The sequence below is a fragment of the Tuberibacillus sp. Marseille-P3662 genome (genome assembly GCF_900178005.1).
Taxonomy (GTDB): Bacteria; Bacillota; Bacilli; order Bacillales; family Sporolactobacillaceae; genus Marseille-P3662.
The window spans coordinates 1685364-1711648 of record NZ_FXBS01000006.1 but is presented as its reverse complement, the minus strand read 5'-3'; the positions used below and the strand labels follow the sequence as shown (position 1 = coordinate 1711648).

23 protein-coding genes are annotated in these 26285 nt (G+C 40.9%); 17 read left to right on the top strand and 6 right to left on the bottom strand.

The annotated features are described in order from the left end of the window. The first annotated feature begins 18 nt into the window (after positions 1 to 18). The 3 genes from ilvC to B9Y89_RS17140 all read left to right on the top strand — a co-directional run bounded on the left by ilvC (position 19) and on the right by B9Y89_RS17140 (position 3916). On the top strand, positions 19 to 1005 hold the full coding sequence (gene ilvC / locus B9Y89_RS17150; protein ID WP_085524404.1) for a ketol-acid reductoisomerase: 987 nt from the start codon (positions 19 to 21) through the stop codon (positions 1003 to 1005). A gap of 411 nt (positions 1006 to 1416) precedes the next feature. Next, positions 1417 to 2760 carry a GntP family permease gene (locus B9Y89_RS17145; protein ID WP_085524403.1) on the top strand — a complete coding sequence of 448 codons (1344 nt, stop codon included), beginning with the start codon at positions 1417 to 1419 and terminating at the stop codon, positions 2758 to 2760. Positions 2761 to 2953: 193 nt separating this feature from the next. Continuing rightward, a complete protein-coding gene (locus B9Y89_RS17140) occupies positions 2954 to 3916 on the top strand; it encodes an L-lactate dehydrogenase (RefSeq protein ID WP_085524402.1) in 963 nt (320 codons plus the stop codon). Between the two features lie 183 nt (positions 3917 to 4099). On the opposite strand, the gene B9Y89_RS17135 is transcribed toward B9Y89_RS17140, so the two are convergent. The 5 genes from B9Y89_RS17135 to B9Y89_RS17115 all read right to left on the bottom strand — a co-directional run bounded on the left by B9Y89_RS17135 (position 4100) and on the right by B9Y89_RS17115 (position 11129). After that, a complete protein-coding gene (locus tag B9Y89_RS17135) occupies positions 4100 to 5830 on the bottom strand; it encodes a polysaccharide deacetylase family protein (RefSeq protein ID WP_176222273.1) in 1731 nt (576 codons plus the stop codon). Positions 5831 to 5844: 14 nt separating this feature from the next. Next, the gene (gene wecB, locus B9Y89_RS17130) at positions 5845 to 6957 is read right to left on the bottom strand and encodes a non-hydrolyzing UDP-N-acetylglucosamine 2-epimerase (protein WP_085524400.1); all 1113 of its coding nucleotides are present in this window, start codon (positions 6955 to 6957) and stop codon (positions 5845 to 5847) included. 16 nt (positions 6958 to 6973) lie between these two features. Then, on the bottom strand, positions 6974 to 7702 hold the full coding sequence (locus tag B9Y89_RS17125) for a WecB/TagA/CpsF family glycosyltransferase (RefSeq protein WP_085524399.1): 729 nt from the start codon (positions 7700 to 7702) through the stop codon (positions 6974 to 6976). Further along, on the bottom strand, positions 7699 to 8964 hold the full coding sequence (locus B9Y89_RS17120; RefSeq protein WP_085524398.1) for a glycosyltransferase family 2 protein: 1266 nt from the start codon (positions 8962 to 8964) through the stop codon (positions 7699 to 7701). The genes B9Y89_RS17125 and B9Y89_RS17120 overlap by 4 nt, the downstream gene beginning before the upstream one ends. Before the next feature lie 686 nt (positions 8965 to 9650). Further along, on the bottom strand, positions 9651 to 11129 hold the full coding sequence (locus tag B9Y89_RS17115) for an aldehyde dehydrogenase family protein (protein ID WP_085524397.1): 1479 nt from the start codon (positions 11127 to 11129) through the stop codon (positions 9651 to 9653). A 534-nt stretch (positions 11130 to 11663) separates the two neighbouring features. Here B9Y89_RS17115 and B9Y89_RS17110 point away from each other — a divergent pair. Both B9Y89_RS17110 and B9Y89_RS17105 read left to right on the top strand, forming a co-directional pair. Then, the gene (locus tag B9Y89_RS17110) at positions 11664 to 13166 is read left to right on the top strand and encodes a malate:quinone oxidoreductase (protein WP_085524787.1); all 1503 of its coding nucleotides are present in this window, start codon (positions 11664 to 11666) and stop codon (positions 13164 to 13166) included. 173 nt (positions 13167 to 13339) lie between these two features. Then, complete coding sequence (locus B9Y89_RS17105; RefSeq protein WP_085524396.1) at positions 13340 to 13795, top strand: YndM family protein; 456 nt, start codon at positions 13340 to 13342, stop codon at positions 13793 to 13795. Between the two features lie 561 nt (positions 13796 to 14356). Here B9Y89_RS17105 and B9Y89_RS17100 read toward each other — a convergent pair. Continuing rightward, positions 14357 to 14929 carry a ferritin family protein gene (locus B9Y89_RS17100; RefSeq protein ID WP_085524395.1) on the bottom strand — a complete coding sequence of 191 codons (573 nt, stop codon included), beginning with the start codon at positions 14927 to 14929 and terminating at the stop codon, positions 14357 to 14359. 211 nt (positions 14930 to 15140) lie between these two features. Here B9Y89_RS17100 and B9Y89_RS17095 point away from each other — a divergent pair, with 211 nt between their 5' ends. From B9Y89_RS17095 to B9Y89_RS17040, 12 genes are all read left to right on the top strand, one after another. Beyond that, positions 15141 to 15401, top strand: coding sequence for a metal-sensitive transcriptional regulator (locus B9Y89_RS17095; protein ID WP_085524394.1), 261 nt, complete (start codon positions 15141 to 15143; stop codon positions 15399 to 15401). A gap of 142 nt (positions 15402 to 15543) precedes the next feature. Further along, complete coding sequence (locus B9Y89_RS17090; protein WP_085524393.1) at positions 15544 to 16026, top strand: DsrE/DsrF/DrsH-like family protein; 483 nt, start codon at positions 15544 to 15546, stop codon at positions 16024 to 16026. Positions 16027 to 16080: 54 nt separating this feature from the next. After that, positions 16081 to 16389, top strand: a complete 309-nt coding sequence (locus B9Y89_RS17085; protein WP_085524392.1) for a rhodanese-like domain-containing protein — start codon at positions 16081 to 16083, stop codon at positions 16387 to 16389. A 30-nt stretch (positions 16390 to 16419) separates the two neighbouring features. Continuing rightward, positions 16420 to 17553: an MBL fold metallo-hydrolase gene (locus B9Y89_RS17080; protein WP_085524391.1), complete on the top strand. Its 1134-nt coding sequence runs from the start codon at positions 16420 to 16422 to the stop codon at positions 17551 to 17553. A gap of 29 nt (positions 17554 to 17582) precedes the next feature. Beyond that, a complete protein-coding gene (locus B9Y89_RS17075; RefSeq protein ID WP_085524786.1) occupies positions 17583 to 17810 on the top strand; it encodes a sulfurtransferase TusA family protein in 228 nt (75 codons plus the stop codon). A gap of 51 nt (positions 17811 to 17861) precedes the next feature. After that, a complete protein-coding gene (locus tag B9Y89_RS17070) occupies positions 17862 to 18641 on the top strand; it encodes a sulfite exporter TauE/SafE family protein (protein ID WP_085524390.1) in 780 nt (259 codons plus the stop codon). A gap of 123 nt (positions 18642 to 18764) precedes the next feature. Next, positions 18765 to 19334 (top strand): class I SAM-dependent methyltransferase, encoded by a 570-nt coding sequence (locus tag B9Y89_RS17065; RefSeq protein ID WP_085524389.1) that lies wholly within the window; start codon positions 18765 to 18767, stop codon positions 19332 to 19334. A gap of 266 nt (positions 19335 to 19600) precedes the next feature. After that, a complete protein-coding gene (locus B9Y89_RS17060) occupies positions 19601 to 20905 on the top strand; it encodes a cytochrome ubiquinol oxidase subunit I (protein ID WP_085524785.1) in 1305 nt (434 codons plus the stop codon). 17 nt (positions 20906 to 20922) lie between these two features. Further along, positions 20923 to 21966 carry a cytochrome d ubiquinol oxidase subunit II gene (locus B9Y89_RS17055; protein ID WP_085524388.1) on the top strand — a complete coding sequence of 348 codons (1044 nt, stop codon included), beginning with the start codon at positions 20923 to 20925 and terminating at the stop codon, positions 21964 to 21966. Between the two features lie 244 nt (positions 21967 to 22210). After that, the gene (locus B9Y89_RS17050) at positions 22211 to 23062 is read left to right on the top strand and encodes a MurR/RpiR family transcriptional regulator (RefSeq protein ID WP_254901279.1); all 852 of its coding nucleotides are present in this window, start codon (positions 22211 to 22213) and stop codon (positions 23060 to 23062) included. Positions 23063 to 23376: 314 nt separating this feature from the next. Beyond that, positions 23377 to 24276, top strand: coding sequence for a phosphogluconate dehydrogenase (NAD(+)-dependent, decarboxylating) (gene gnd, locus B9Y89_RS17045; protein ID WP_085524386.1), 900 nt, complete (start codon positions 23377 to 23379; stop codon positions 24274 to 24276). A 117-nt stretch (positions 24277 to 24393) separates the two neighbouring features. Then, positions 24394 to 25782 (top strand): GntT/GntP/DsdX family permease, encoded by a 1389-nt coding sequence (locus B9Y89_RS17040; protein ID WP_085524385.1) that lies wholly within the window; start codon positions 24394 to 24396, stop codon positions 25780 to 25782. Positions 25783 to 26285: the final 503 nt, after the last annotated feature.

Here is a 26285-nt window from a genome sequence, read left to right as displayed (position 1 = left end):
TCAAAGGAGTGTATGAATATGGCCAATATTTATTATGATAAAGATGCTGATTTAGAAATTCTAAAAAATAAGGTAATAGCCATTATTGGTTATGGTAATCAAGGTCGGTCTCAAGCATTAAACCTGAGGGATTCGGGTGTTAAAAATGTGATTGTTGGAAGTGTTAGGGATCAATCATGGGATAAGGCGAAAGAAGACGGCTTCGAAGCCTTTCCAATAGAGGAAGCGTGTCAAAAGGCTGATATTATATTCATGCTCATACCTGACGAAATTGCTCCAAGTGTCTATGAAGAAAAAGTAAGAGCAAATTTGACAACTGGTAATGTACTAAATTTCGCCTCAGGATATAATGTTGTATTTGGCAATATTGATATACCAGAAAATGTAGATGTGATTATGGTTGCCCCGAGAATGATTGGAGAAGGTGTGAGGGAACTTTATCAAAGTGAAGAAGGTTTCCCGTCTTTTGTAGCTGTAGAACAAGATTCTACTGGTGATGCTAAAGATATTGTGCTATCCCTGGCAAAAGCCATTGGATCTACCAAGAATGGCGCAATTGAGGCTACCTTTAAGGACGAAGCTTACCTTGACTTGACAGCGGAACAAATCACTTGGCCATTAATACTATCAGTGTTAACAGAAATTTATGAGTACCAAGTTGAGATGGGTCATCCTGAAGAGGCCGTGTTAATGGAATTATACCTTTCCAAAGAACCCGCATTTATGATGGAAAAAATGGCTGATATAGGTTTGTTTAAACAACTCCCTCTCCATTCTAATACGAGTCAATACGGACAATTGTCCAGATACAAAAAAGTTGATAACTCATATATAAGAGATTTCATCAGAACAAATTATGAATACATTGATACTGGACAATTCGCTAAAGAGTGGCGTAAGGAACAAAAACAGGACCTTAAGAACTTTAAACAAATGCGTGAAGAGGCGTTCGAAAATAAGTTAAGTAAAGCTGAAAGTCGTTTAAAAGAAAGATTGAATTTATGATGATGCCTTTCGGGGCTGGGATAATCCTAAGACAGGATACTCAGGAAGCCGAACAATAAGATATGAAAGCACGTTCTAAGCGTCGTCAAAATACGTAGACGCCTGCAGGAACAGCACGAACGCCGGAGAATAAGCTTCTTTGGACTGCGAAGAAGCATCTTGCTTCTCTGAATAGGCTTGAAGATGCAGGAGCACGAGCCGAAGTTCCACTTGGAAAAGGTGTTTTCTTTACCAAGTTAGTTAGGCCGTGCCCATGGCAAGCGAAGGACTTTGACGAGGCGATGACTCTTTTCAACAAATCATCCGAACTGACGAATCAACCAGTTCGGATGATTATGTCACTCATATACTATTGTCCTAGCTTCTTCGCTCGCTATTTAAATTCTGAATATTGGAATAAGGAGTGATAAAATGGTCTCACAAGAGATTATATTGCTTAATCTTGTTGTCTCGATAGCGATTATTTTATTCCTAGTTTTAAAATTAAAGCTCAATGCCGCCATCGGCCTAATCATAGCAAGTATATATATGGGGCTTGCTTCGGGGCTTGGCTTATCAGCAACAATAGAGGCAATTAGCTCAGGATTTGGAGGACTCATGGCTGAGATAGGGCTTTCCATAGGTTTTGGAGTCATATTGGGTAAACTTTTGTCTGACTCTGGAGGGGCCCATTCTATAGCAACCTCGTTAATAAAATTGACTTCAAAAGAAAAATCGATCTATGCTCTTGGATTTGCAGCTTTTATATTAGCCATACCGGTCTTTTATGATGTAACGTTTGTTATATTAATTCCCCTTGGGATTCAGTTGGCAAAAGAAATTAATAAGCCGCTTCCTTATGTTGTTGGGGCACTGGTCATTGGGGCAGCTACTGCTCATACGGTAGTTCCTCCTACACCTAGTCCCCTTGCAGCTACAAGCATTTTGAATTTTGATCTTGGAATTATGGTTAGTGTTGGTTTGGTGGTAGGAATTTTATCATGTTTAATTGCTATGAGACTATATTTCACACTGTTGGACAAGGGAATCTGGCATAAGGAAACAGATGAGGAACCTGTTATGGAAGACAATAACGAAAATAATGTCGTTTCAGAAAACCAACCGTCAGCGATTCTTTCATTGGTCCCTGTATTCTTACCGATCGTTTTAATTTTAATAGGGACAGTGAGTAGCGCTGTGCTTGAACATCCGCCTGCCTTTGTTAATTTTATAAGCAATCAAATAATAGCTTTGCTTACTGGAGCAGTATTTGCATATTTTGTGGCATCGAAATCCTTAAACAAGAAACAAAGAGATAACGCTGCTTCGTTCGGTATGCAGGCAGCAGGGGTTGTTTTATTGATCACAGGAGCTGGAGGAGCCTTTGGGACGGTTATTCAAAAAACAAAGATTGGAAAAGCTCTTATAGATACCGTAGCTGGGGGATCCCATTCCGCGATTATACTCATCCTTTTGTCGTTTGGTATTGCTTTGATACTTAGAATCGCCCAAGGATCTGGAACAGTGGCTGGTATTACCACTATGTCTATAATGGCTAGTGCAGCAGCAAATGTAGCCGTTGAGCCGGTTTGGATAGCAATGGCTTCACTAGCAGGTGCCGTTAGTGTAGGACATGTGAATGATAGCGGATTTTGGGTGACGGCGAAATTAGCTGGATTATCAATAAAAGGTGGTTTCAAAACTTATACTCTTTCAGAATCCATTCTTTCTGCGATCGTTTTATGTTTTGCAATGATAGGCGCCTTAGTTTTTTGAAGGCATCAATGATCTGCCTTTTTTTTACGGACCTAATCAAAGATGCTAGGGAATAAGCATTCCAAAAAAGATCGTCATTCATTAACAAAATTGTCAACCGTTTTTTCCGCCAATCAATGTACCCATAAAGAAATATATTGTACAATATATTTGTGAAACATTTCACAATTGACCTAAGAGAGGATGGGTGGGAATGGCAGATCATAAAATCAACCGTGTGGCTTTAGTAGGAACAGGGGCTGTAGGATCAAGTTATGCTTTCGCCTTAATGAATCAAGGGGTAGCGGATGAACTGATTATGATTGACTTAAACGAAGATAAAGCAAAAGGGGACGTCATGGATCTCAACCATGGGAAAGTGTTTGCCCCAAGTCCTGCTCACATTCATTTCGGTTCATATGAAGATTGCGCTGAAGCCGATATCGTTGTCCTTTGTGCAGGCGCGAATCAAAAACCAGGGGAAACACGCCTTGACCTCGTTGAGAAGAACCTTAACATTTTTCACACCATTGTTAAGGACGTCATGGCCTCCGGATTCGACGGCATCTTTCTGGTAGCGACCAACCCGGTTGATATATTAACTTACGCGACACAGCGGTATAGCGGGCTTCCAAAGGAACGCGTCATTGGATCTGGCACCATTCTTGACACGGCCCGCTTCCGTTTTCTGTTAGGCGATTATTTTAACGTTGCCCCACACAACGTTCATGCTTATATTATTGGAGAACACGGGGACAGTGAACTCCCGGTCTACAGCTGTGCCGATGTTGGAGGTATCCCCGTTCTTGACCTCATTAACCGCCAAGAACAGTATCAAAAAGAAGATCTTGATAAGATTTTTACAGATGTCCGGGATGCTGCATACAAAGTGATCAATAGTAAGGGATCCACCTACTATGGTATAGCAATGGGACTTGTTCGAATCACAAGAGCGATCTTGCACAATGAAAATAGCATACTGACCGTATCAGCCCTACTAGATGGCGAATACGATGAGAACAATGTTTATACGGGTGTCCCAGCTGTCATTAACCGCAGGGGGGTCCGTGATATTTTGGAATTGAATCTTACCCAAGAGGAACAAGAGCATTTCAAGAAAAGTACCAAGGTAATAAAAGATACTTTAGCGCCGCATTTTACAGAAGTTAAGCGATAGCCTTCAATAGAAAGGGAGGCGATGGGCTAGATTTAATTAAGACTGCATCATGGTCTCCCTTTATCACGATTTATTCTGTCAAAATGGTTAATACTCTGTATTGGAGAAGAAAAGAGCCAGAGGTAAATACAGCAGGATGAGAAAATCAATTCTTCAAAAATAAGTATCTAAGTAGGGTTTTTTCTAGTTTACTCGACGTTTCTTTTGAAAAAGGGTACAGACTATTACCAGTACAACGCCTATCATGGCGGTGCTAGATAAGATCCATAACAAGATTTCCCTGATATTGGAGACTGTGAATTTGACAATATGATTCACGGACTTAAGGTTAGATTGAACAATAACTCCTTGTGAACCTGACGTGATAGAGACCTCCGGTGCTTTTACTGAGTTATCAACCTTTTTCAGGTTTATCCAATGTAAATTCGGAATTTCCTCCATATTGTTAACTAATTTTTTGAGACGATCTAAACCAAGATAAGGATGATAAAATCCTGCAACCACGCCATCTTTGACAATCATGTTTTGATTTGCTTTTTTCATCATTTTCGGTATCGCGTTTTTGTCATTCTCTGGAACGTAACCAATCGTCTCAGGTAACAAAAGCATATTGTTAAGAAAAGAAGGTCGCGTAATATAAGGCGATGTCCCTGAAATTTTCCAATTTTTGTTGCTTAACTGGATTTGTCCAACGTAAGTCGAAAAGTAGTTGGAGACGATTTTGTAGCCTTCAAGGGACATTGTATAATGAGGGGCTTCAAAAGCCAGTGGATACAGCTGATTGCTTGTGAGCTCCTGTATCCCTTTTGTCAGTTTTTTTGTGATATAGTCTTTTTCGAATTGCCTCTGTTTTGCTTTATAAGCCTTATAGCTGGATTTGTTTGTGAAATCATCTTTCGTCTTGTGCTTTTGATCAGGAGGGCCCACGATAGGTGTGTTGTTGTTCACATCCCAAAATTCAAATCCTTCTCCGGTGACTCCCTTACGGAATTGGTGGGTATAACCATGCATCACGATGCTCCCGCCATTTTTTTGCATATATCGCAAGGCTTTAACCACCTTTGGTTTATCAGAATAATGAACGGATTCATGTGTCTTAGGATTTTTATAAACGGGAATAACAGCAACCATGTAAGGGATGTGCTTTTGCTTTAAAAATTTAGCGATTTTCATGAGCCTTTCAGGATTCTCCATCGGATCAACGTCTTCGAGACGTATATAAGCCGGGTGGATCTCCATAATTTTGTCTTTAAAAACATGATGCAATCCTTTTCCAAGAAAAACAGAAAATGGGCCGTATAAGTCAACACGACCAAAGTAGAAATGCGATTGACGTTGAACGAATAGTGGATAGGATTTTGTTTTGTTTAAGCCTTTTTCCAAGACTTCAGCCGGTTGGTTCATCGTAAACTCATAAATTTGATTCGTATTGGGAAGTGTGACCCTTTCGCTTTTTGTACTTATCATTAATTGTTTAATGGAAGTCTGTGATTTAACGTTAACGAACGAAAAGGGGGTGCCAAGCTGCTCTACGTTAGCCCCCATCGCCACATATTTCCCTTTAAACGTGTCACTTAGATGGCGAAAATGTTGCGACAGGTTGGCTTCAACTCCACCATAATAAAATAAAGCTGTAATATCTGAGAAGTCCTCTTTATTGACCTCTTTGGCACTCTTTATAACAATGTGGGTCGTGAAATGGCCGAGCAGCATTTCGAGTCTTCTAACATTGGAATTGACCTGTCCATCTTCTGTTGAATACACAACCAAAATATGGGTGTGCGGTTTTTCGGGAGAGAACATTTGTTTAGCATGACTAGTTACAGGAGACATAACGAATATCAGGATACAACTCATGAGTATTGGGAAGATCAATAAGTTGTTATTATTTGAAAAGAAATTCTTCAAGGACATGTTATTGATCCTCCTCATTTTATGTTGCTATGAAAATACTGTATAATACCTTCAATAATTTTTTTTGAAGCTGAACCATCTCCGTATGGGTTTGATGTCTTCGCCATTTTTGTATATGCTTCATCATCGGTGAGTAAGTGTTTTATATGGTTGTAAACGAGGTCTTCATCGGTTCCCACTAATCGTAAGGTCCCCGCTTTGACACCTTCTGGTCTTTCTGTTGTATGTCTTAATACAAGTACAGGTTTTCCAAGTGAAGGGGCTTCCTCTTGTATCCCGCCTGAATCTGTTAAGATGATATGGGAACGGAATGCTATGTTATGAAAATCAAACACATCTAATGGATCGATTAAATGAATGCGTTGGTCATCTTTTAATACATCTTTCGCCATTTCCTGTACCAGGGGATTCTTATGGACGGGATAAACGACGTGAATATACTTAAATTCCTCGACAATTCGGTTAACGGCATTAAATATATGTCTCATGGGTTCTCCTAAATTTTCTCGCCTATGAGCCGTAAGGAGAATCATACGATTATTGCCAATTTTGTCAATAATGTCATGCTCATAATTATCTCGAACCGTTGTTGTGAGAGCATCAATGGCTGTATTTCCTGTAACAAAGATATTGTCAGGGTTGTTATCTTCGATTAAAAGATTTTGTTTCGCTACAATTGTTGGAGCAAAGTGCAAATCCGCTAATATGCTTGCTAATTGTCGATTCATTTCTTCTGGAAACGGAGAATATTTATCATAAGTTCGAAGCCCTGCTTCTACATGACCTATGGCTACTTTGTTATAAAAGGCAGCTAAGCTTCCTGCAAATGTTGTGGTAGTGTCACCATGAACCAGAACTATATCAGGTTCTGCCTCAGCGATCACTTTATCTAACCCTGCGATTGCTCGATTTGTAATCTCTACTAGGGTTTGTCCCGTTTGCATAATATTTAAATCATAGTCTGGACAAATCTTGAATACATTCAATACACTGTCCAACATTTCACGATGCTGAGCCGTTACACACACAAGAGATTCAATATCATTGTTTTGTTCCAATTCCTTAACCAATGGGGCCATTTTAATGGCCTCAGGTCTGGTCCCAAAAATCGTCATGGCTTTGATCATTTGTATAGATCCCTCTCTATCTTTTCAATGACTTTTTAAATTCTTGAAATGTCAGCTTGATAAATGTCATTAAATTAAATACAGTGTTTTTTTTATTTGATCGGATCAATAAACGGTATAACCATTCCAGCTGCAAACTCCTTATTAAAGCGGGGGCTCGTTTTACCACGCCCGACAACACATCAAAACTTCCCCCAACCCCAATAAAAATTCCCTTTTTATAAGATCCAAAATAAGTAGAGATCCATTCTTCCTGTTTGGGAACACCGAGAGCAACAAAGATAATATCTGGTTGTTTCTCTTTTATTTCTTCAGCAACTGTATATGGATCAAAACAATACCCTGTTTGGTATCCTGCAACATCGACGCTCGCAAATTCCTTATTCATTCGATCCAATAATTTCTTCATAACCTCTATGCTTGAACCTAGAAAGTAAGCACGAAACTGTTTTTGATCTGCTACTTTCAACATTTGATACATCAAACTAATGCCAGTAATTCTTTTAGGAATGGCATGTCTGATAAGTCTACAGGCCATGATGATCCCAATACCATCAGCAACGATATAGTCCGCTGACTTAAGAATGGTCATGTAGCCATCATCTCGTTGTCCATGCATCACAATTTCCGGGTTTGCCGTAACCACAAACGTTTTTTGCCCCATCATGATTCGATTTTCCAACATACCAATAAACCGGTTCATGCTCTTGTCATAAAATTGTAGTCCAAATAAAGAGGGCGTCACCGTTTCTCACCTCCGGATGCCATTTGATGTTTTGTCGTAACCATTTGATCTATCGCCATATTTCTTGAATGGGCTGTCCGCTTCCATGTCTTGTTACTGGCTGTGAAAAAGCCCCAAAAGTATAGAGGAATATTTGAATAAAACATAGCAGACGTATAGAAACAGGCCTTTATGATTTTAATTAAACTTATTTCCCCAATATCCGTAATCATCGGATAAGCAATAAATACAAAATAATAGATCAGAAAACAGATCCATATATACCAAGGGACAACGGATTCAATCCAGTCTTGATTATCGATCAAATTAAATAGAAGAATCGTACTTGTTAAAGCACCTAAAACCATTTTCCCTGGGTTAATCAGGTACAAAAAGGCATCTAAAGACTTCAAGTCACATTTCAAAATGGCTTTCTTCAGTAACCTATAAGAATATCTAAAGGTTACATCCCAATGCCCCCTTGCCCATCTGAGTCTTTGTATACAAGATGCTATAAAACTTTCAGGTTTTTCATCGAAAACCCTGGCATTATGGCACCATTTGACGGTATTACCTCGAAGAATGCTCTGAATAGTGAATTCTAAGTCTTCAGTTAGAGATCGAGCGGTCCAACCTACTTCATGTAGTAGGTTCGCATCTACACAAAAACCTGTTCCGCCTATGAAATTACTTAATCCTAATCTTGTCTTTGCTAGCTGAAAGAAACGATTGGAATAATAAAATGAGGTAGAATAGGATAACGTAACCCAATTATCATCGGGGTTCTTAGAATCTAAGAAACATTGAACAATTTTATCGCCTTTTAAAAAGTGATTATTCATTTCTGTTAAATAATTGAGTGAGACCAAATTATCTGCATCAAAGATGGCAACACAGTCATAATTTTTTCTTAAGTTATCTCCTAACTGTTCCAATGCATAACGGATAGCATGAGGCTTTCCCTTGGGTTCGCCCAGGGGAGAAGTATGTTCAATAACCTTCCCGCCAAACCTTCGAGTGACCTCCGCTGTCTTATCTGTACAATTATCTGCAATAACAAAGATGTCGTATCGTTCATCCGGATATTTGAGATTTAATAAATTTTCTACCAAACTACCCACAACCTTTTCTTCATTGTGAGCAGGAACAAGGATTGCGAATCTCATTTTCGCCTTTTGATTTTTTAAAAGACGAGGTTTCCAGATGCCAAACAAACTGATAAATAACCAATATCCCCAAAAAACTAATAAAAGCAATTGAAAAATAATAAATCCCAGTGTCATGTTAGAACCTCCAATTCATTGGTGGAAAACCATATTGATATAACGCTAAAGACCCTACGAGTAGGGCAGATGGACGTTAGAGTTTACAAGGTGAGGCACAATGAATGAACGAACCTTATTGTCACTGGATGTTTTTCAATATTAAACATAATTTTACAATTGTGTGCGTCTTTTGGCTGCCATCTAATTATGATCTTGTCGACTTTATACAATAGTCTTAAAACTAAAGTCCTAATATAATGTATGTAATAAGATTGAAATCATTATTTATTTTTTTATGATGAGGACTGGTATATCTCGTACTCCTGCATAAAGCAAATGAAACGTCAATTATAATTAGCGCAGTGATAAGACTATAGAGAAAAAATGAGGTGTGATCCAAATGAATCTTGATTCGGTGAAGGGGATTGTGTTTGATGCATATGGGACGTTAATTGAATCTTAACCAAGAGGAACAAGAGCGTTTCAAGAATAGTACCAAGGTTATAAAAGACACTTTAGCGTCGCATTTTGATGAAGTTAAGCGATTGCCGCCAATGTATCTTAGGTCGTTAATAATAGAGGGGGATCATCACGATCTTTAAAATCAATAAAAAATAGCCACATCTTGATTATATATCCAAGATGTGGCTATTGAATCTTTTGAAGTATTAAGAGTTAGGCTAGATATCCCTTCACTGATTTCGTTACTCGGGAATATATGGCAATTCCGGATCCTTGGGTACGTTAATAACGTGCGTTGCCACGTAAGAAAGCAGACCTTCTTCTCCGTATTCACGTCCGACTCCAGACTGTTTCACCCCGCCGAATGGGAAGCGGACATCAAGTCCTTGGACCGCAGCTGTATTGATCATCGTTGTACCTGCCTCTATACGGCTTGCCACCTGAATAGCGTGTTCTTCCTCACCCCAGACAGAGCTTGTCAGTCCATAGATACTATCATTGGCCAACGAGATCGCATGGTCGTCATCATCATAAGGCAAAATGGGAACCGTTGGACCAAACTGTTCTTCCTCAACAATGGGGTCTTTGTAGCCGGCATCCAACACTAAGGAAGGCTGCATGTAGTAGCCTTTTTCAAACATCTCAGGGTCAATTAATTGGCCTAGCTGAATGACCCTTGCACCTCGGCTCTTAGCATCGGTAATCAATCCTTGAACATACTTCACCTGATCCGCATTGTTCACCGGACCAATTGTTACATCCTTATTGAATGGATCTCCAACCCGGATCCACTTATTGGCCGCCTCAATATACTTTTCAACAAATTTATCGTAAATCGAGCGGTGCACATAGATCCGTTTGGCGATCATACAAATTTGGCCCGCTGTGAGAAAATTGGCGATCACAAGGCGGCGCATCGCACGTTCATCCTCCACGTCAAAATCTGAGAGGACAATGGCAGCGTCATTTCCGCCCAACTCTAGTGTCATATTCTTAATGGTATCAGCGGCGCTTTTCATAATCTTCTTCGCTGTTTCGGTTCCGCCTGTGAAAGCAATTTTATCGACTTTAGGATGCGTTGTCAGTTCGACGCCGACACCACTTTCACCGTGAACCAAATTAACGGCGCCTTTTGGAAATTCTTCTGCGATGATTTCAATCACTTTGCTGACAGCGAGTGGCGCGAATGGGCTTGGTTTGACTACGATGGTATTGCCCGCTAAGAGAGCAGGCGCAATTTTGATTGTTGAGAGAGAAATGGGGTAATTCCAAGGAGTGATGGCCGAGACAACACCGATGGGATCATTTTTGATGATGGTCTTGCCGTCATCACGCTCGCGTACATCATCCTTAAGTACATCCTTGGTGGTATTACTGGCGTGTTCCATCCACATCAATGACACGCCCATTTCACCTTCAGAGTCATACAAAGGTTTGCCGTGTTCACGGGAAAGAAGCTGCGCTATTTCGGGTGTTGCATCCTTCAACTTATTTATAGCACGGTTCATCCGCTTAATCCGATCATCAAGGGATGTCTCCGCCCAGGATGGGAAGGCATCTGCGGCTGTTTCTATCGCCTGAATCGCCTCTTCCCGTGTGTTGATTGGGGCATAGCCCACAATCTCTCCGGGATTCGCTGGATTCTCGCGATGAGACTGTTCGTCTGTTTTCACCTTTTCACCATTGATAAGGGCATCAATAACTAGAGGTTCATTTGCCATAATAAATACCTTCTTTCTTCTAAATGAAATGTGACAATAAGCCCATATGATACTTATAATTTGAGTCAGCTTTATAGTCAAGTTATTTGTATATCATTACTATGTTTATACATTATAAAAAGACTGCGTACACCATGATGAATATCACCACTGAATATCGCACTACTGAAACTATAAAGTAAAATTCCAAGATGCTGTACAGGCTATGATTTATAGTCTGCATATTGTGTGTCATTTATAGTAATTTTATTTTCTAAACAGCGGCCTGAACTGCTTAATATCATGCAGATGCTGTTGAGTGGTCCCAAAAGGTTAAAAAATTAATTAAGGAGATTTCGAATATCAGTGCAGGAAAGACATCATTGACTTTAATGAAATGTCCTTGTGGGATGTTTTTCACATCTTAACTTCTTATAAATAACTAAAACGTTATTTTAGTCTATAAAAAATTTTGATAAACTATAAATTGGGCTAAAGTTGATTCAGAATAAATGTGTGATTCTTCAAATCTTATGATATAAGGATATGGTGAAAATCAGTAACAGACAAACTAAAACAGACGTGATCTTAATTGGTGCCGGAGTCATGAGCGCGACTTTGGGATCATTACTGAAGGAATTAGCACCTGATTGGGACATTAAGGTGTTTGAAAAACTCGCAAATGCAGGAGAAGAAAGCTCTAACGAATGGAACAATGCGGGGACGGGTCATTCTGCACTGTGCGAACTTAACTACACAACCGAAAAATCAGATGGATCTATAGACATTAGTAAAGCGATAACAATTAATGAACAATTTCAGCTTTCAAGACAGCTCTGGTCTTATCTTGTCAACAGCGGCTTGATACACGATCCGGAGAACTTTATCATGCCATTGCCTCATATGAGTTACGTACAGGGGGAACAGAATGTCAATTTTTTGAAAAAGCGTTATGAAGCTCTTTCAAGTAATCCTTTGTTTCAAGGGATGGAATTTTCCGATGACCCTGAAAAACTCAAGGATTGGATCCCACTGATCATGGATGGTCGTACATCGAATGATCCGATAGCGGCAACAAAAATCGACTCGGGAACGGATGTCAACTTCGGGGCTTTAACGCGCATGTTGTTTGACCACTTAGAGAGTAACAATGTCGAAATAAACTACCAGCATAGTGTTGAGGATATTAAACGGACAAGTGACGGCTCATGGGAAGTGAAAGTGCAAGATGTCGTCAGCGGCAAAATCGAATACCATACAGCAAAGTTCGTCTTTATCGGCGGTGGAGGCGGAAGTCTGCCTTTACTACAAAAAACCGGTATTCCTGAGTCCAAACATATTGGAGGATTTCCGGTAAGCGGGCTATTCATGGTATGTAACAATCCGGAAGTTGTAGGGCAGCACCATGCAAAAGTATACGGTAAAGCTAAGGTTGGTGCTCCGCCAATGTCTGTACCGCATCTTGATACAAGATATATTGATGACAAAAAAACATTACTGTTTGGACCGTTTGCCGGCTTCTCACCAAAATTCTTAAAAACGGGTTCAAATTTTGATTTGATCGGTTCCGTAAAACCTAATAATGTCTTCACTATGTTAGCGGCTGGCGCGAAAAATTTGCCTTTGACAAAATATCTGATCCAGCAACTTCTGTTATCGAAGGAACAGCGTATGGAAGAATTACGTGAGTTTGTTCCGAACGCCAAAAGCGAGGATTGGGATTTAGTGGTAGCGGGTCAACGGGTGCAAGTGATCAAAGATACTGATGAGGGCGGCAAAGGAACACTTCAATTTGGTACAGAAGTGGTTAGTGCTGCTGATGGCTCAGTAGCCGCATTACTCGGCGCTTCTCCGGGTGCCTCTACCGCTGTTCACGTCATGCTTGATGTGATAAACAGATGCTTCCCGCAACATTTAAAAGAGTGGGAACCAAAAATAAAAGAAATGATTCCTTCATACGGCGTGTCCCTCGTGGATAACCCAGAGCTTTTCAAGGACATTCATTCTTCAACGGCGCAGACGCTTGGTTTGCGCGAAAACTTGCCTGAACAAAGTTAATGATTCAATGATAGGGCGCGATTCACAAAGCAGTGAATCGCGTCTTATTTTTGTATAAGTTGTACGCCATTAAAAAATGCAGCTATTTAAATCGACCTTTAAGTTCACAGGACAGGCTAAGTGAATAGATTGTTTCTGTTTTGGACAAAGTTAATAAAAAAGGAGGTCGGATAATGGAAACTGTAACTGTCATGATCATTAAGTTTGTTTCAAGTGTCATTGCGTTCGCAATCGGCATGGATTTATTTTTTGATGCAACCTTTGTTGATATTCTTTCCTTTAGTCTCTTCGTCACCATTGTTTCTTATGTAATAGGAGATCGGATCATTTTGCCGCGGTTAGGGAACACAACGGCAACTATCGCTGATTTTCTTTTAACTTATACAAGTGTTTGGATTTTCGGGAGTATCCTTCTCGATAATTATATGCAAATTGCGTGGGGCAGCATACTGTCAGCTGTTCTCATTTCAGCCGTAGAAGTGTTTGTTCATCACTACTTGCTCAACCTTATGTCCTCCCATCGAAACAATGCTGAACACAAGCCATTCACCTTTGATCGGATGCCGGCTTATGAAACGGAATTTGCTAAGGAACACGAAAGCGAAGATGAGAAAGAGCCCAAAAAGTAACGGTCTCATCTCATTCGTTCGTTATTCGTGTATGTCGCGTACCTTTATTTTTCTGGCTATGTTAAAGTTCATTGTTGTTTTTACACTTCGTTGATTGGAGAGAAAGGCAGTCGAGGCTTGGAACACTTAAACTTAGTGTGTTCCTCAGCGCCGCTTACTCAAGCCTTTACTAGAGTCCTGCGGGCCTACGTCCTGTGATAACGCTGATCCTACCCACATCAATCCACCCCAAAAAGCAAAAATCCGCTTTTCGGGGACCACGGGTGTGGGCATGAGGAGACTGAAGCGTTGCCCGCGGAAAGCGAATGTCTGGAGTGGAAATCAACAGTTACGTTTAACAGAGCCTTTTTCGCCAATGACAACCAAAAGTCTTCAGTATGTTCTTCATGTTCTTCATAAAAATGACCGTTCATAGTAGATCAATTAATGCTTTTTTCCGCCTACTTAAGGGGATAAATATCCATATTACACTCCGAGTAAACGCCATTTTTTAAGAATTCATATCACTGTTACGGCATATTCACTTTAAAACATGCTTTACAGTGGATGAAAGATCAGTTATTAATTAATATTGTCTGGCCCGGTTTCAGTCTGTCTTTGCCCCGGTGTGTTTTGAAGATCGAAATACATAAAACTAAACCGACTCGCGTGCTCAATTTCATCCGTAAACGCTCTTAGAAAAATATCTCTAACTCGTTGGTCCGTCGTAGATAGGTACACATCCCGATACATTTCATAGGCCTCTAATTCTGAATCATAAGCCTTATATAATCCTTCGTGATACTGTCTAAACTGAACCGGATTAAATGTATAATTGGGTTCCCTACCACTTAATTCAGTATAGAGTTGAGAAAATTGTTGTAAATGTATTTTTTCATCATCTAAGGCGTGTTGAATCGAATCTCTTTGTCTTTCATTTGGAGCCTGCTTTATTAATCTTGTGTAAAAGTCAATCGCTTGTGCTTCGCCTTGAATACCTTTCATGATCGACTGTAATAAAACTTGGAATTGTCGCTGATCCATGTTGTTGTCTGGCAACAGGTGAGGTCTTGTTTCAAACATTTGTGGATATAATGAATGATTATGGTAAGGGTTAACTTGATTTGAAACTGTCCAATGATTAGGATATGACATTAAAAATAACTCACTCCTTTGCACATGTTAGTTGTAATTTATTCGTCTATTTGCGTAATGTTCGCCTAATCTGCGGGAGATCATATTCAGGAAACTGTCTGTTATAAAGGGCAAATGACTTAGTCTCATCGTATCGTTCTTGACATCATACCCCTTAGGGTATACAATTAAGATTGTAAACAGATAACACATCATTCAAGGAGGGGCAGTGATGCAGTATGATGAAAAAGTTAAGAACCGTATGCGACGCATTGAAGGACAAGTCCGCGGCGTCATTAAAATGATGGAAGAAGAAAAAGATTGTCGGGATCTTGTTTCGCAAATGTCTGCCGTCCGCAGCGCCCTTGATAAAAGCATCGCGGTCATTGTCAGTTCTAACTTAGAACAATGCGTTCGGGAACAAGTTGACAAAGACGAACCGACCGATGAATTGATTCAAGAAGCCGTTAACTTGCTCGTTAAAAGTCGATAAAAAAACATGAGGTAGACAATCGGTCGACCTCATGTTACTATATACCCCACAGGGTAATCAGGCCCTGATTTTATTTGATTTAAATAAATACCCCTACATGTATATGTATTAAAATTGATGCTATTTAGAAAGGAGGTCAATCATGACGGACCAAAAAGAAAGGTCCACCATCGTTCTTTTTAGCGGTGATCTTGATAAAGCGATTGCCGCCTATATCATCGCCAATGGGGCCGCGGCCTATGATCGTGAAGTGACCATCTTCCATACATTCTGGGGATTGAATTTACTTCGCAAAAACGAATTGGTTCAAACGAAGAAAGGGTTCCTAGAAAAAATGTTTGGCAAAATGATGCCGCGCGGAGCTGACAAAATGGGATTATCTAAAATGAATTTTGGCGGCATGGGCCCGAAAATGATCAAACGTGTGATGAACAAACACAATGTGCAAACACTACCGCAATTGGTTGATATGGCTCAGGAACAAGGTGTTAAATTAGTTGCCTGCACCATGACCATGGATTTGCTAGGTCTCAAGGAAGATGAACTGATTGACGGATTGGATTATGCAGGTGTTGCCGCATACCTTGCTGATGCTGAACAATCCAATCACAATCTATTTATTTAAGGCTATGTGATGAGTCGATTATTCAAGATTAAATGAAATGAAAGGATGATAGGAATGGTTAAAGATATTCAACCGAAAGACGTTCAGGAAAAGCTGGAAAAGGGCGAAACACTCAACATTATTGATGTCCGCGAAGATGAAGAAGTGGCAGAAGGTATGATTCCAGAGGCCAAGCACATTCCGCTTGGTGACGTTGAGGACCGTTTAGATGAAATTGATAAAGGTCAAGAACACATTATGGTTTGCCGGTCCGGCGGCCGTAGCGGAAAAGCCGCAAAATACCTGGAAGACAAGGGCTATAATGTTCTAAATATGGAAGGTGGCATGCTGGCTTATGAAGGTGGAACCAAACCCAAACTATAATCAGGTAGGCCAGATTGGGAGGTTGAGAGTATGTCCTTTAAAACCATGACAACCAAAGAATTAGCAAAAAAAATTGTTAATAACGAAAAACAATTCATCCTTGACGTAAGAGCAACCGATGCATTTGCTGATTGGAAAATTGAGGGAAAAAATATTGAGGTGATTAATGAACCCTACTTTAACTTAATTGATGACGTTGCAGCGGTGAAAGACCGTCTCCCTGATGATGAACCAAAACTAGTTGTCTGTGCCAAAGGCGGGTCATCCGAGATGGTAGCCGAGCAGCTCATTGATGCCGGTTTTGAAAATGTCTATTCACTTGAAGGCGGCATGAAAGCTTGGAGCGAACATCTCGAGCCGGTTAAAATCGCTGACCTTAATGGGAGCGGTGAATTGTATCAATTCGTTCGCTTGGGTAAAGGCTGTCTGTCGTACATGATCCTTTCAGATGGTGTGGCCGCTGTATTTGATGCCAACCGTATGACTGATGTATACAAGTCTTTTGCCGAGGAAAAGGACGCTGTCATCAAATACACTGTTGATACCCATTTGCATGCTGATCATATTTCCGGCGGGAAACAACTTGCAGATGATGTCGGCGGTACTTACTATTTGCCGCCAAAAGACGCAAGTGACGTGACGTTTGATTATACACCGCTGGAGGATGGCAGCGATATCTCGATTGGCAACACAAAAATTAAGGTACAGCCACTTTATTCACCCGGTCACACCCTTGGCAGCACATCCTTAATCATTAATGACCAATATTTGCTGACAGGCGATATCTTGTTTGTTCAATCCATCGGTCGCCCGGACCTTGCGGGAAAAGCAGACGACTGGGTCGCTGACCTTAGAGAAACCTTGTATCAACGCTATAGAGATCTGTCACAGGATATGATGGTTCTGCCAGCACACTATTCTACTGTGAAAGAGCTTGGCGACAAGGGTCAAGTACAGGCGCGGCTAGGCGATCTTTATAACGATAATAAAGGACTTCAAGTCAGTGATGATCGTAAGTTCCGTCAAATGGTGACTGAGAACTTACCGCCACAGCCCAATGCTTACCAAGACATTCGTGAAACGAATATGGGTAAGAAAACGCCTGAAGAAGACAAACAACGTGACATGGAAATTGGACCAAACCGTTGTGCGATCCACGAATAATAAAACCACTGGAGGTTAATAAAATGAGTATGAAAGCAGATAAAGTCCTAGATGCGACAGGAATGGCCTGCCCGATGCCTGTTGTTAAAACGAAAAAGGCTATGGATGACATTAATACCGGTCAAGTCTTGGAAGTCCAAGCGACTGATAAAGGAGCCAAAAGTGATTTGGCGGCATGGGCTAAGTCCGGCAATCATGAGTTGTTAGAGAATACAGAAGAAGACGGCGTATTGAAATTTTGGATTAAAAAAGGTTAAATCAAAGTGGGGTATGATTGTACCCCATTTTAGATTTAAGGGGGAGAGAGGATGGACCTATCATTTATTATAACGGTCTTTGTCATCGGTTTTATTGGGTCACTCTTATCCGGGATGCTTGGCATCGGCGGTGCTATTATCAATTATCCGATGTTGCTCTATATCCCTGTCCTTCTTGGATTGGCTGGATTTAATGCTTATGAAGTGTCAGGTATTGTCGCTGTTCAGGTGTTTTTTGCGACACTTTCAGGGGTGCTTGTGTATCGAAAAGGCGGCTATTTAAATAAACATTTAATCGTCATCATGGGAATCAGTGTATTAGTCGGCAGTTTTATCGGTGGATATGGCTCCCGTTTTCTGACTGAAGGGGGTATCAATCTGGTATACGGCATTTTAGCCGTGATTGCCTCTGTTATGATGTTTCTTCCAAAAAGAGGGAAAGATGAGATTAACGATGATGACCTCCAATATCATCGAGGACTGGCAGCTATCCTAACGATGATTGTCGGCATTGGCGCAGGTATTGTTGGTGCCGGGGGTGCCTTTTTGCTCGTTCCAATGATGCTGGTGATCTTGAAAATCCCGACAAGAGTGACGATTGCGACTTCACTAGCGGTGACATTTATGTCATCCATAGGTGCAACAACGGGCAAATTAGTCACTGGGCAAGTCCCGTTCATGCCAGCCCTTGTGATAGCAGCAGCCAGTCTCATTGCCTCCCCCCTTGGTGCAACAGCGGGCAAAAAGATGAACGTCAAATGGCTGCAAGGTCTATTGGCCCTATTGATTCTAGCAACGACCATCAAAATATGGTTTAATATTTTATATTAATTTTTATTGTTTCAATATAGGTTTCAAGTGTGGGATGAACGCTTTTTCGTAATGGCCATTTGAGCAGGATTTGAAATGAAACCATGGAAGATACCATTCGATGAAGGATAAGAGGTGTTTTATATGTCAGGACATCGATTTAAACCCGAAAATGCTGATAAATTATTAAGTGATGACAGGAAACAACGACTCCCTTATGATCAGGTTATTGACAGACTAGCGTTGGATCCAAATGATGTTGTGGCCGATTTGGGCGCGGGAAACGGCTATTTTACTATTCCAATGGCTAACCATACGGAAGAAACCGTTTATGCCGTTGATATTGAACTGAAAATGCTTGAAATGTTAAAAAAGCGGGCAAAGGAAACACATGTTGAGAATATTGAGTATGTCAACAGTGACTTAGAAACGATCCCAATGGATGATCATTCGATTGACAAAGTACTGATCGCCTTTGTCATTCACGAGGTACCGAGTGTCGTAAATACGCTTAATGAGATCAAACGCATCTTAAAGCCAGGGGGAACTGTGATGGTTATCGAATGGGAAGCCGTTGAATCGGAGGATGGACCACCGCTTCATGAAAGGTTGGCTTCAAAAGAACTGATGAAAGTGTTACAAGACCATGGGTTTCAAGCAACGCCATACCAGCTCAATGCCATCAATTATGCCATTGAGGCCACAGTCAATTGACCTTACAAGGGCATTCATTAAGTCGATTTGCTGAAGATACTGAAGCTCAGCTCGCATCTTGTATGGACAAGGCGATTCAAAACTAAATCAATTAATGTTCACCGGTGGTAGTCGCCGGTGTTTTTTAGTATAAATTGCATTTAATTCCCCCTGATCTTACCGGTATGAAAATTCATAGGTGTTAAGTGTTGTCTTCTTGGATAAAATATGGAAAGAAAACGAGGGAAAGAGGGAACTATGTGGGACACACAGAAATTGCACGGACCATGTTTGGAACGAATATGGGCGTGCATATCATTTTCGCCACATTGGGCGTCGGCATTCCATTAATGATTTTAAGTGCCGAGTTAGTCTATCAAAAAACGAAAGATCGCGATTATGAAGTGATGGCCAAAAGATGGACAAAGGGTTTTGCCGTCTTATTAGGTGTGGGCATTCCGACTGGGACTATTGCTGGTGTCCAATTGATGTTGTTATGGCCAGGATTCATGGAAGTAATTGGTGAAGTGATGTCCCTACCTTTTCAAATCGAGCTTTATGCCTTTTTCTTAGAGGCCTTATTTATGTCCATCTATGTCTACGCGTCGGATCGATTGAGCCCTTGGATGCGGATTTTGAGTGTTTTTCTCGTTACGTTAGGGGCTACAGCGTCGGCTGTCCTTATTACCAATGTTCATGCTTTTGAAGGGACGCCAACGGGTTTTGAGATGCAAAATGGTGAAGTTGTTAATGTTGATCCATGGGCTGCTTTTTTCAATCCAAGTTTCGGTGTTTCTGCGCTACATGTTTCTATTTCGGCGTTTATGACCGGTGCTTTTATGATCGCAACAATTGCCGCATATAAAATGTTAAAGGAAAGTGGACAGACACGGATTTATCAATTTCATAGGAAAGCCTTAATTATGTCTTTAACCGTGGGTGGCATCTTTTCTGTTATGACTGCTGTAAATGGTCATGAAACGGCTCAGATGCTGCATGAAACCCAACCGGAAAAATTAGCAGCAGCTGAAGGGCTTTTTGAAACGACCGATCATGCGCCTTTAGCAATTGGAGGGATTGTTAGCCGTGAGGACCGAGAGATCAAATATGCGATAGAAATTCCTTGGGCTTTAAGTTTTCTAGCGGGAAATCGATTTGACACCGAAGTTCAAGGCTTGGAAGCCTATCCAAAGAAATTATGGCCGCCACTATTCATCCATATATTATTTAATGCTATGGTGGGAATTGGCTTTTTTTTGCTTTTCCTATCAATTGTCGGTTTTTTGTGGCACAGATTTAAAAAGAATCAAGTGTTTCCTAAAGTTTTAATGGTGTTATTTGTGTTAGCTGGACCTTTGGCGATCTTAGCCATTGAATTTGGTTGGATTTTTGCATGTACAGGCCGTCAGCCATGGATCATTTATCATGTCATGTTAACGAGTGAGGCTGTTACCAAGGCAGGTCATTTAGATGTGCTTTTTGCCTTATTCCTATTCATCTACCTTGTGTTAATTGTGGCTGTTGTGCTAGTCCTTTACTTCATGTTCCGCCGTAGTCCTTTAAATGACGATCTTCCTGCCTCATACCGTTAACCTGAGAGGTGTCCTTTATGACAAATGAAGCGTTAGCTATAACCATTCTATGGAGTTTCATCTTTGTATATGCCGTAGCCGCCTCTATTGACTTTGGGTCTGGCTTTTGGTCGATGATTTATCAAAATCGACGCAAAATGAGTGCCACAAACATTGCCAATCGTTTTTTATCGCCCTCGTGGGAAGTGACTAACGTATTTATCGTATTGATTGTTGTAGCATTGTTTAGCTATTTTCCAGGTGCGTCTTATGCTTTGGGGTCACTGTTATTAATACCTGGAAGTGTTGTGTTGTTACTGTTATCCATTCGGAGTGGCTTTATGGTTTTTGCCCATTCTGTTCAAAACGAGCATTATAAAAAGGTAATGACGCTATTATCAGGTACCAGTGGGTTTTTAATTCCGATTTTATTAATCTTAGTTTTGCCGATCATTAACGGCAGTTTTATTCAAGTGGTTAATGATGTCCAATTAGTGGACTTTAATAAGTTATTGACGAGTCTCAGTTTTGTGGCATTTGCTGGCTTTGCCATTACGAATACCTTATTTTTATCCTCATTATTGTTGGCGGATTATTCGCACGTGGCTGATGATGAAGAGGCTTATCATACTTATCGGCGCGATGCGATGATACTTGGTCCCTTCACCTTTATTTTGACAGGTTTCATTCTCTACGCTTTAAATCAGGAAACGCATTGGTTATATGATCAATTGATGGACTTAAAGCCCTATTTGGTACTCGCTGCCGTTATGTTTGTTCTCGGTTATGGAATGTTATGGGTCCCGTCAAAGCGTTGGGAATTTTTAGGCAGACCTCGATTGGCAGTGATCGGTGTTGTTTTACAGTATCTATTTGCAGGCTATGCCTATGGGCAAGCACAATATCCTTACATTATTCACCCGTATATCACCATTAGTGAAGGCTTCACGGATCCAGCAACATTTCGAGCTCTCTCCATCAGTTATCTCATCGGCTTTCTGATTTTGTTTCCGGGATTTATATTATTTTGGCGGATGTTCATGTCTGATCGACGTTATGTGAAATCAAACAGAAAGGATTAAAGACTTAAAATTTTTCTTATGGAAGCTCTCTTAAATGGAGGTTTAGGAACGTCGATGAATCGCATTTAACACCACTCAAAATGTCTCCTATAGGTAAGAATCAATATTAATCAATCTTCTTTTTGCGACCATTCTACTGCCATTTAACCCGGAATGGGCTAATGAGAACGCAATCTTCTATGTCGATCCTCACCATGATATGATAGATTCATAGAAAAGATAGGAATTTATGAGGGGGATGTCAATGTCTAATCAGAATGGATCACTACTTCGCTTGGAGGCGGTTGTTTCTCAGCTTTACAAAAAGGAAAAACTTGTTGCCGATTACATATTGGCGAATCCAGATGAAGTCGTCCATCAATCGATTACAGAACTTGCAGACAATGTCGGCGTTGCCGAATCAACGATTTTTCGTCTATGCAAGCGAATCGGCTTCGACGGCTATCAGGGATTTAAAATAGCGCTTGCCAGGGATGTGGTGAATGCGGTTGAGAATATTTACCAAGAGATTGATGAAGCGGATGCGTCCGATGTTTTGATGGATAAAGTGTTTCAAGGGCATATTCAGGGCCTTCAGGACACGTTACAGTTGTACGATGCGACTATGTTGGATCAAGCAATCAAAGTATTAGCTGGGGCGACACGTATCGACTTTTATGGAACGGGGGGATCAGGAATGATCGCCCAAGATGCTGCACATAAATTTATACGAACTGGATTGTTATGCCAGGCATTTAATGACGGACATCAACAAGTGATGAACGCTTCATTGTTGGATTCAACATGTGTGGCGTTTGGGATTTCCCACAGCGGAAGCAACAAGGATGTGATGCAGGCGCTCAGTCAGGCGAAAGCAGCTGGCGCTTATACGATTGGGCTCACTCAATTTGCGAAATCGCCGATGACGGAATTGTGTGATGTCGCCCTTTATACAAAGTCTCGGGAAACCCTATATCGCTCAGAAGCCCTAACTTCACGACTCATTCAATTGGCTGTTATGGATGTATTGTATGTGGGTGTAGGGATGAGCCGGAAACAACAGACGCTTTCAGGTTTAGAGAAAATTCGTGAAGCGATTGCGTTAAAACGATATTAAAGCCAACATTTGTTATAGTGGGAAAGGTTCCCAGGAAAAATGATGAGGGGCTATGAGGCGATCATACGCTCTCATTTTTTGTTCCCAATGCCATCATCGTTTCTTGTTATGATCCATGTTCGACAGGGATCGATATTTTTTGTAGACAAAGGAAAATAATTTCGATATTATTATTAGTGGAAAGAAAATTATTTTTATTATTTTCCGTTTTTTGGGGTTCCAAGATTGAGAGAAAGATGAAAGCAACCCAGTTGAAGGCACTTTCCGACTTTCAGCAAGAGTGGAACAACGGAAATAAAGGAAGGTGAGGCATTATGAACGTAGGACTCATTGGGCTCGGAAAAATGGGGTTCAACATAGGATTAAATATTTTGGAAAGCGGTCACAGTGTGGCGGCTTATGATGTGAATGCTGACGCTGTCAAACAGTTAGAACAACACAATGCTACTGGGTTTGATTCACTCGAGGCGCTTGTAGAAGAGCTACCGACGCCGCGGGTTATTTGGTTAATGGTGCCTGCGGGAGAAATCACGGATCGAGTCATCCATGACCTCAAACCGTTGCTTTCAAAGGGAGATATTGTCATTGATGGTGGCAATTCGAATTACAAAGAGACCCTTAAACATCATGAAGTTTTAGCTGAACACGGTATTCACCTATTTGATGTTGGCACAAGCGGCGGAGTTTCAGGTGCCCGTCACGGTGCCTGTTTCATGATCGGCGGTGAAGAGGCGATCTTTCCTGATATTGAGCCGTTGTTTCAAGATCTTGCTGTGGAAAATGGCTATTATTTTGCCGGACAGGCTGGAAGCGGCCATTTCTTGAAAATGATTCATAACGGTGTTGAATATGGCATGATGGCGGCGATTGGAGAAGGATTTGACATCCTTGAAAAGAGCCCGTTTGATTACGATTATGAAAAGGTTGCCAAGGTTTGGAACCATGGATCAGTCATTCGAAGCTGGCTCATGGAATTGGCTCAAGAGGCTTTCCGAAAGGATCCGAATTTGGAGGACATCCGCGGGGTCATGCATTCGTCTGGAGAGGGCAAATGGACGGTGGAATCCGCACTCGATTTTGAGACAGCTGCTCCAGTGATTGCCATGTCGTTAATGATGCGTTACCGTTCGCAGGAAAATGATACATTTAACGGGAAGGTCGTTGCAGCCTTAAGAAATGGGTTTGGCGGTCATGAAATGGAAAAAAACGAATAATCCAAAGCAAAAAATGTGTGATAAATCCGGTTTAAAAAACATCATAATGTCAGATGTTTTGGGACCGGATGCACTCCTTTATAAGAATATATATGTAGAGATCGGAGGAAGATTGTGATGCCAGATTGGTATTTAATTTTAGCTACGGTAGCTGCTATCGTTGTCGTCATCATCGGTGTAACCGTATTAAACATCCACCCATTTATCAGTCTGTTGATTGCTAGTGTATTTCTAGGGTTAGCAGCCGATGTCCCCATTGAAAAACTAGTAGGGCATTTTGAACAAGGTGTAGGGGATACCCTCTCGAGTTTGACCATTATTATTGGGTTAGGAACGGTTTTAGGTGGCATGTTGGCCGAATCAGGCGGAGGCCTGCAAATTGCCAACACGCTGACGAAAAAGTTAGGGGTCAACAAGATCCATTGGGCGATGATGATTTCCGGTTTTATCATCGGGTTGCCGGTCTTTTTTGAAGTCGGCGTTGTTTTACTAATCCCTTTGGTTGTTGCTGTTTCTAAAAGCACTAAGAAATCAATTATTTTAGTAGGTATGCCTTTAATAGCTGGGCTTTCGATCGTCCACGGGATCATCCCACCTCACCCAGGTGCGATGACAGGAATTAAAATTTATAATGCGGATGTTGGAAGCGTTCTAATCTATGGATTAATTGTTGCGATTCCTTCAGTGATTATAGCAGGGCCGCTTTTTGGCAAATGGATTTCGAAACGCGTCACCCCGTCCAGTTCACCTAAGGTGGGGGAAAGTTCAATTTATGATTCTGATGAAAACGGTTTAAAGGAAGAGGATATAAAGAACGGCTCTCTAGGTGCTAACGCGGCTTATTTGCCAACGCCAGGCTGGTCTTTTTTCACTGTTCTCTTGCCCATTATCTTAATATTACTTTCTACGTTCGGGCCTTATTTAAATTTAGGTGAAGGATTTGTCACTTTTGTACAATTTATCGGTGATCCGGTGATAGCGCTATTAATTTCTGTGCTTGTTGCCTTCTTTACACTGAAGTTCAATAAAAAGTGGAACAAAGGCAAGTTCCAGGCTGTTGCTGAACATTCATTAAAGCCGATGGCCGCTATTATATTTATCATTGGTGCAGGCGGCGGTTTTTCAGGGGTATTAAGCGCAGCCGGTATTGGTGATGTGATCGGGAATATTTCTGCAGCGCTTAGTGTACCACCGCTTGTTTTGGCATTTGTCATCGCAGCGCTTGTCAGGGTCGCAACAGGATCAGCGACGGTTTCTTTGATTACAGCGGCGGGAATCGTTGCTCCAGCTGTTGCAGGAATGGCTGATGTCAACACAGCATTGCTCGTCATTGCCACAGGGGCAGGGTCATTAATCTTCTCTCATGTGAATGATGGCGGTTTCTGGCTTATTAAAGAATATATGGGCTTAAGCGTGAAGGAAACCTTTCAAACCTGGACCGTCCTTGAGACATTGCTTTCTTTAACAGCCTTTGTGTGTGTCTTAATTTTAAACATATTTGTGTAAAAAGCCTCAGATTCAATAGTAAGCGCTCTATTCTTCGTTTGATAACGGGGAATAGAGCTTTTTTTATTGGGCATTAAAACCACATTGATAAAAACGGCCCATTCTAGACATCTGATCGGAAGACTAAGCAACGTTTGTGAATATTTACTTTCAATTAAGCATTTTGTCCTGAAAAAAACAAATGATATTAAAGTAATAAAGTTCGCTTTATCCTATCAGTTACTTTTATAAAATTTGAAATCCTTTTCAATTTTAACTTGATGTTCGAGTCAAACAACGATATAATCATGAGTATGAAAAAAACCAAGGTGTGAGGGCACCCTGGTCATACAGAATGAGTCTTAAAAAATAAGCTATTGTTCCCGTCCATTCATGATTGTAGCGACCAGTAAGCCAAAGCTGATCATCAGCGTTATCACTTCGAACGGAGCCACGGCAATCATCTCCTTTCTAAAGGGATGACTCATTCTGTATATAGCCTAGCGCTTTTAGTATATCATAGA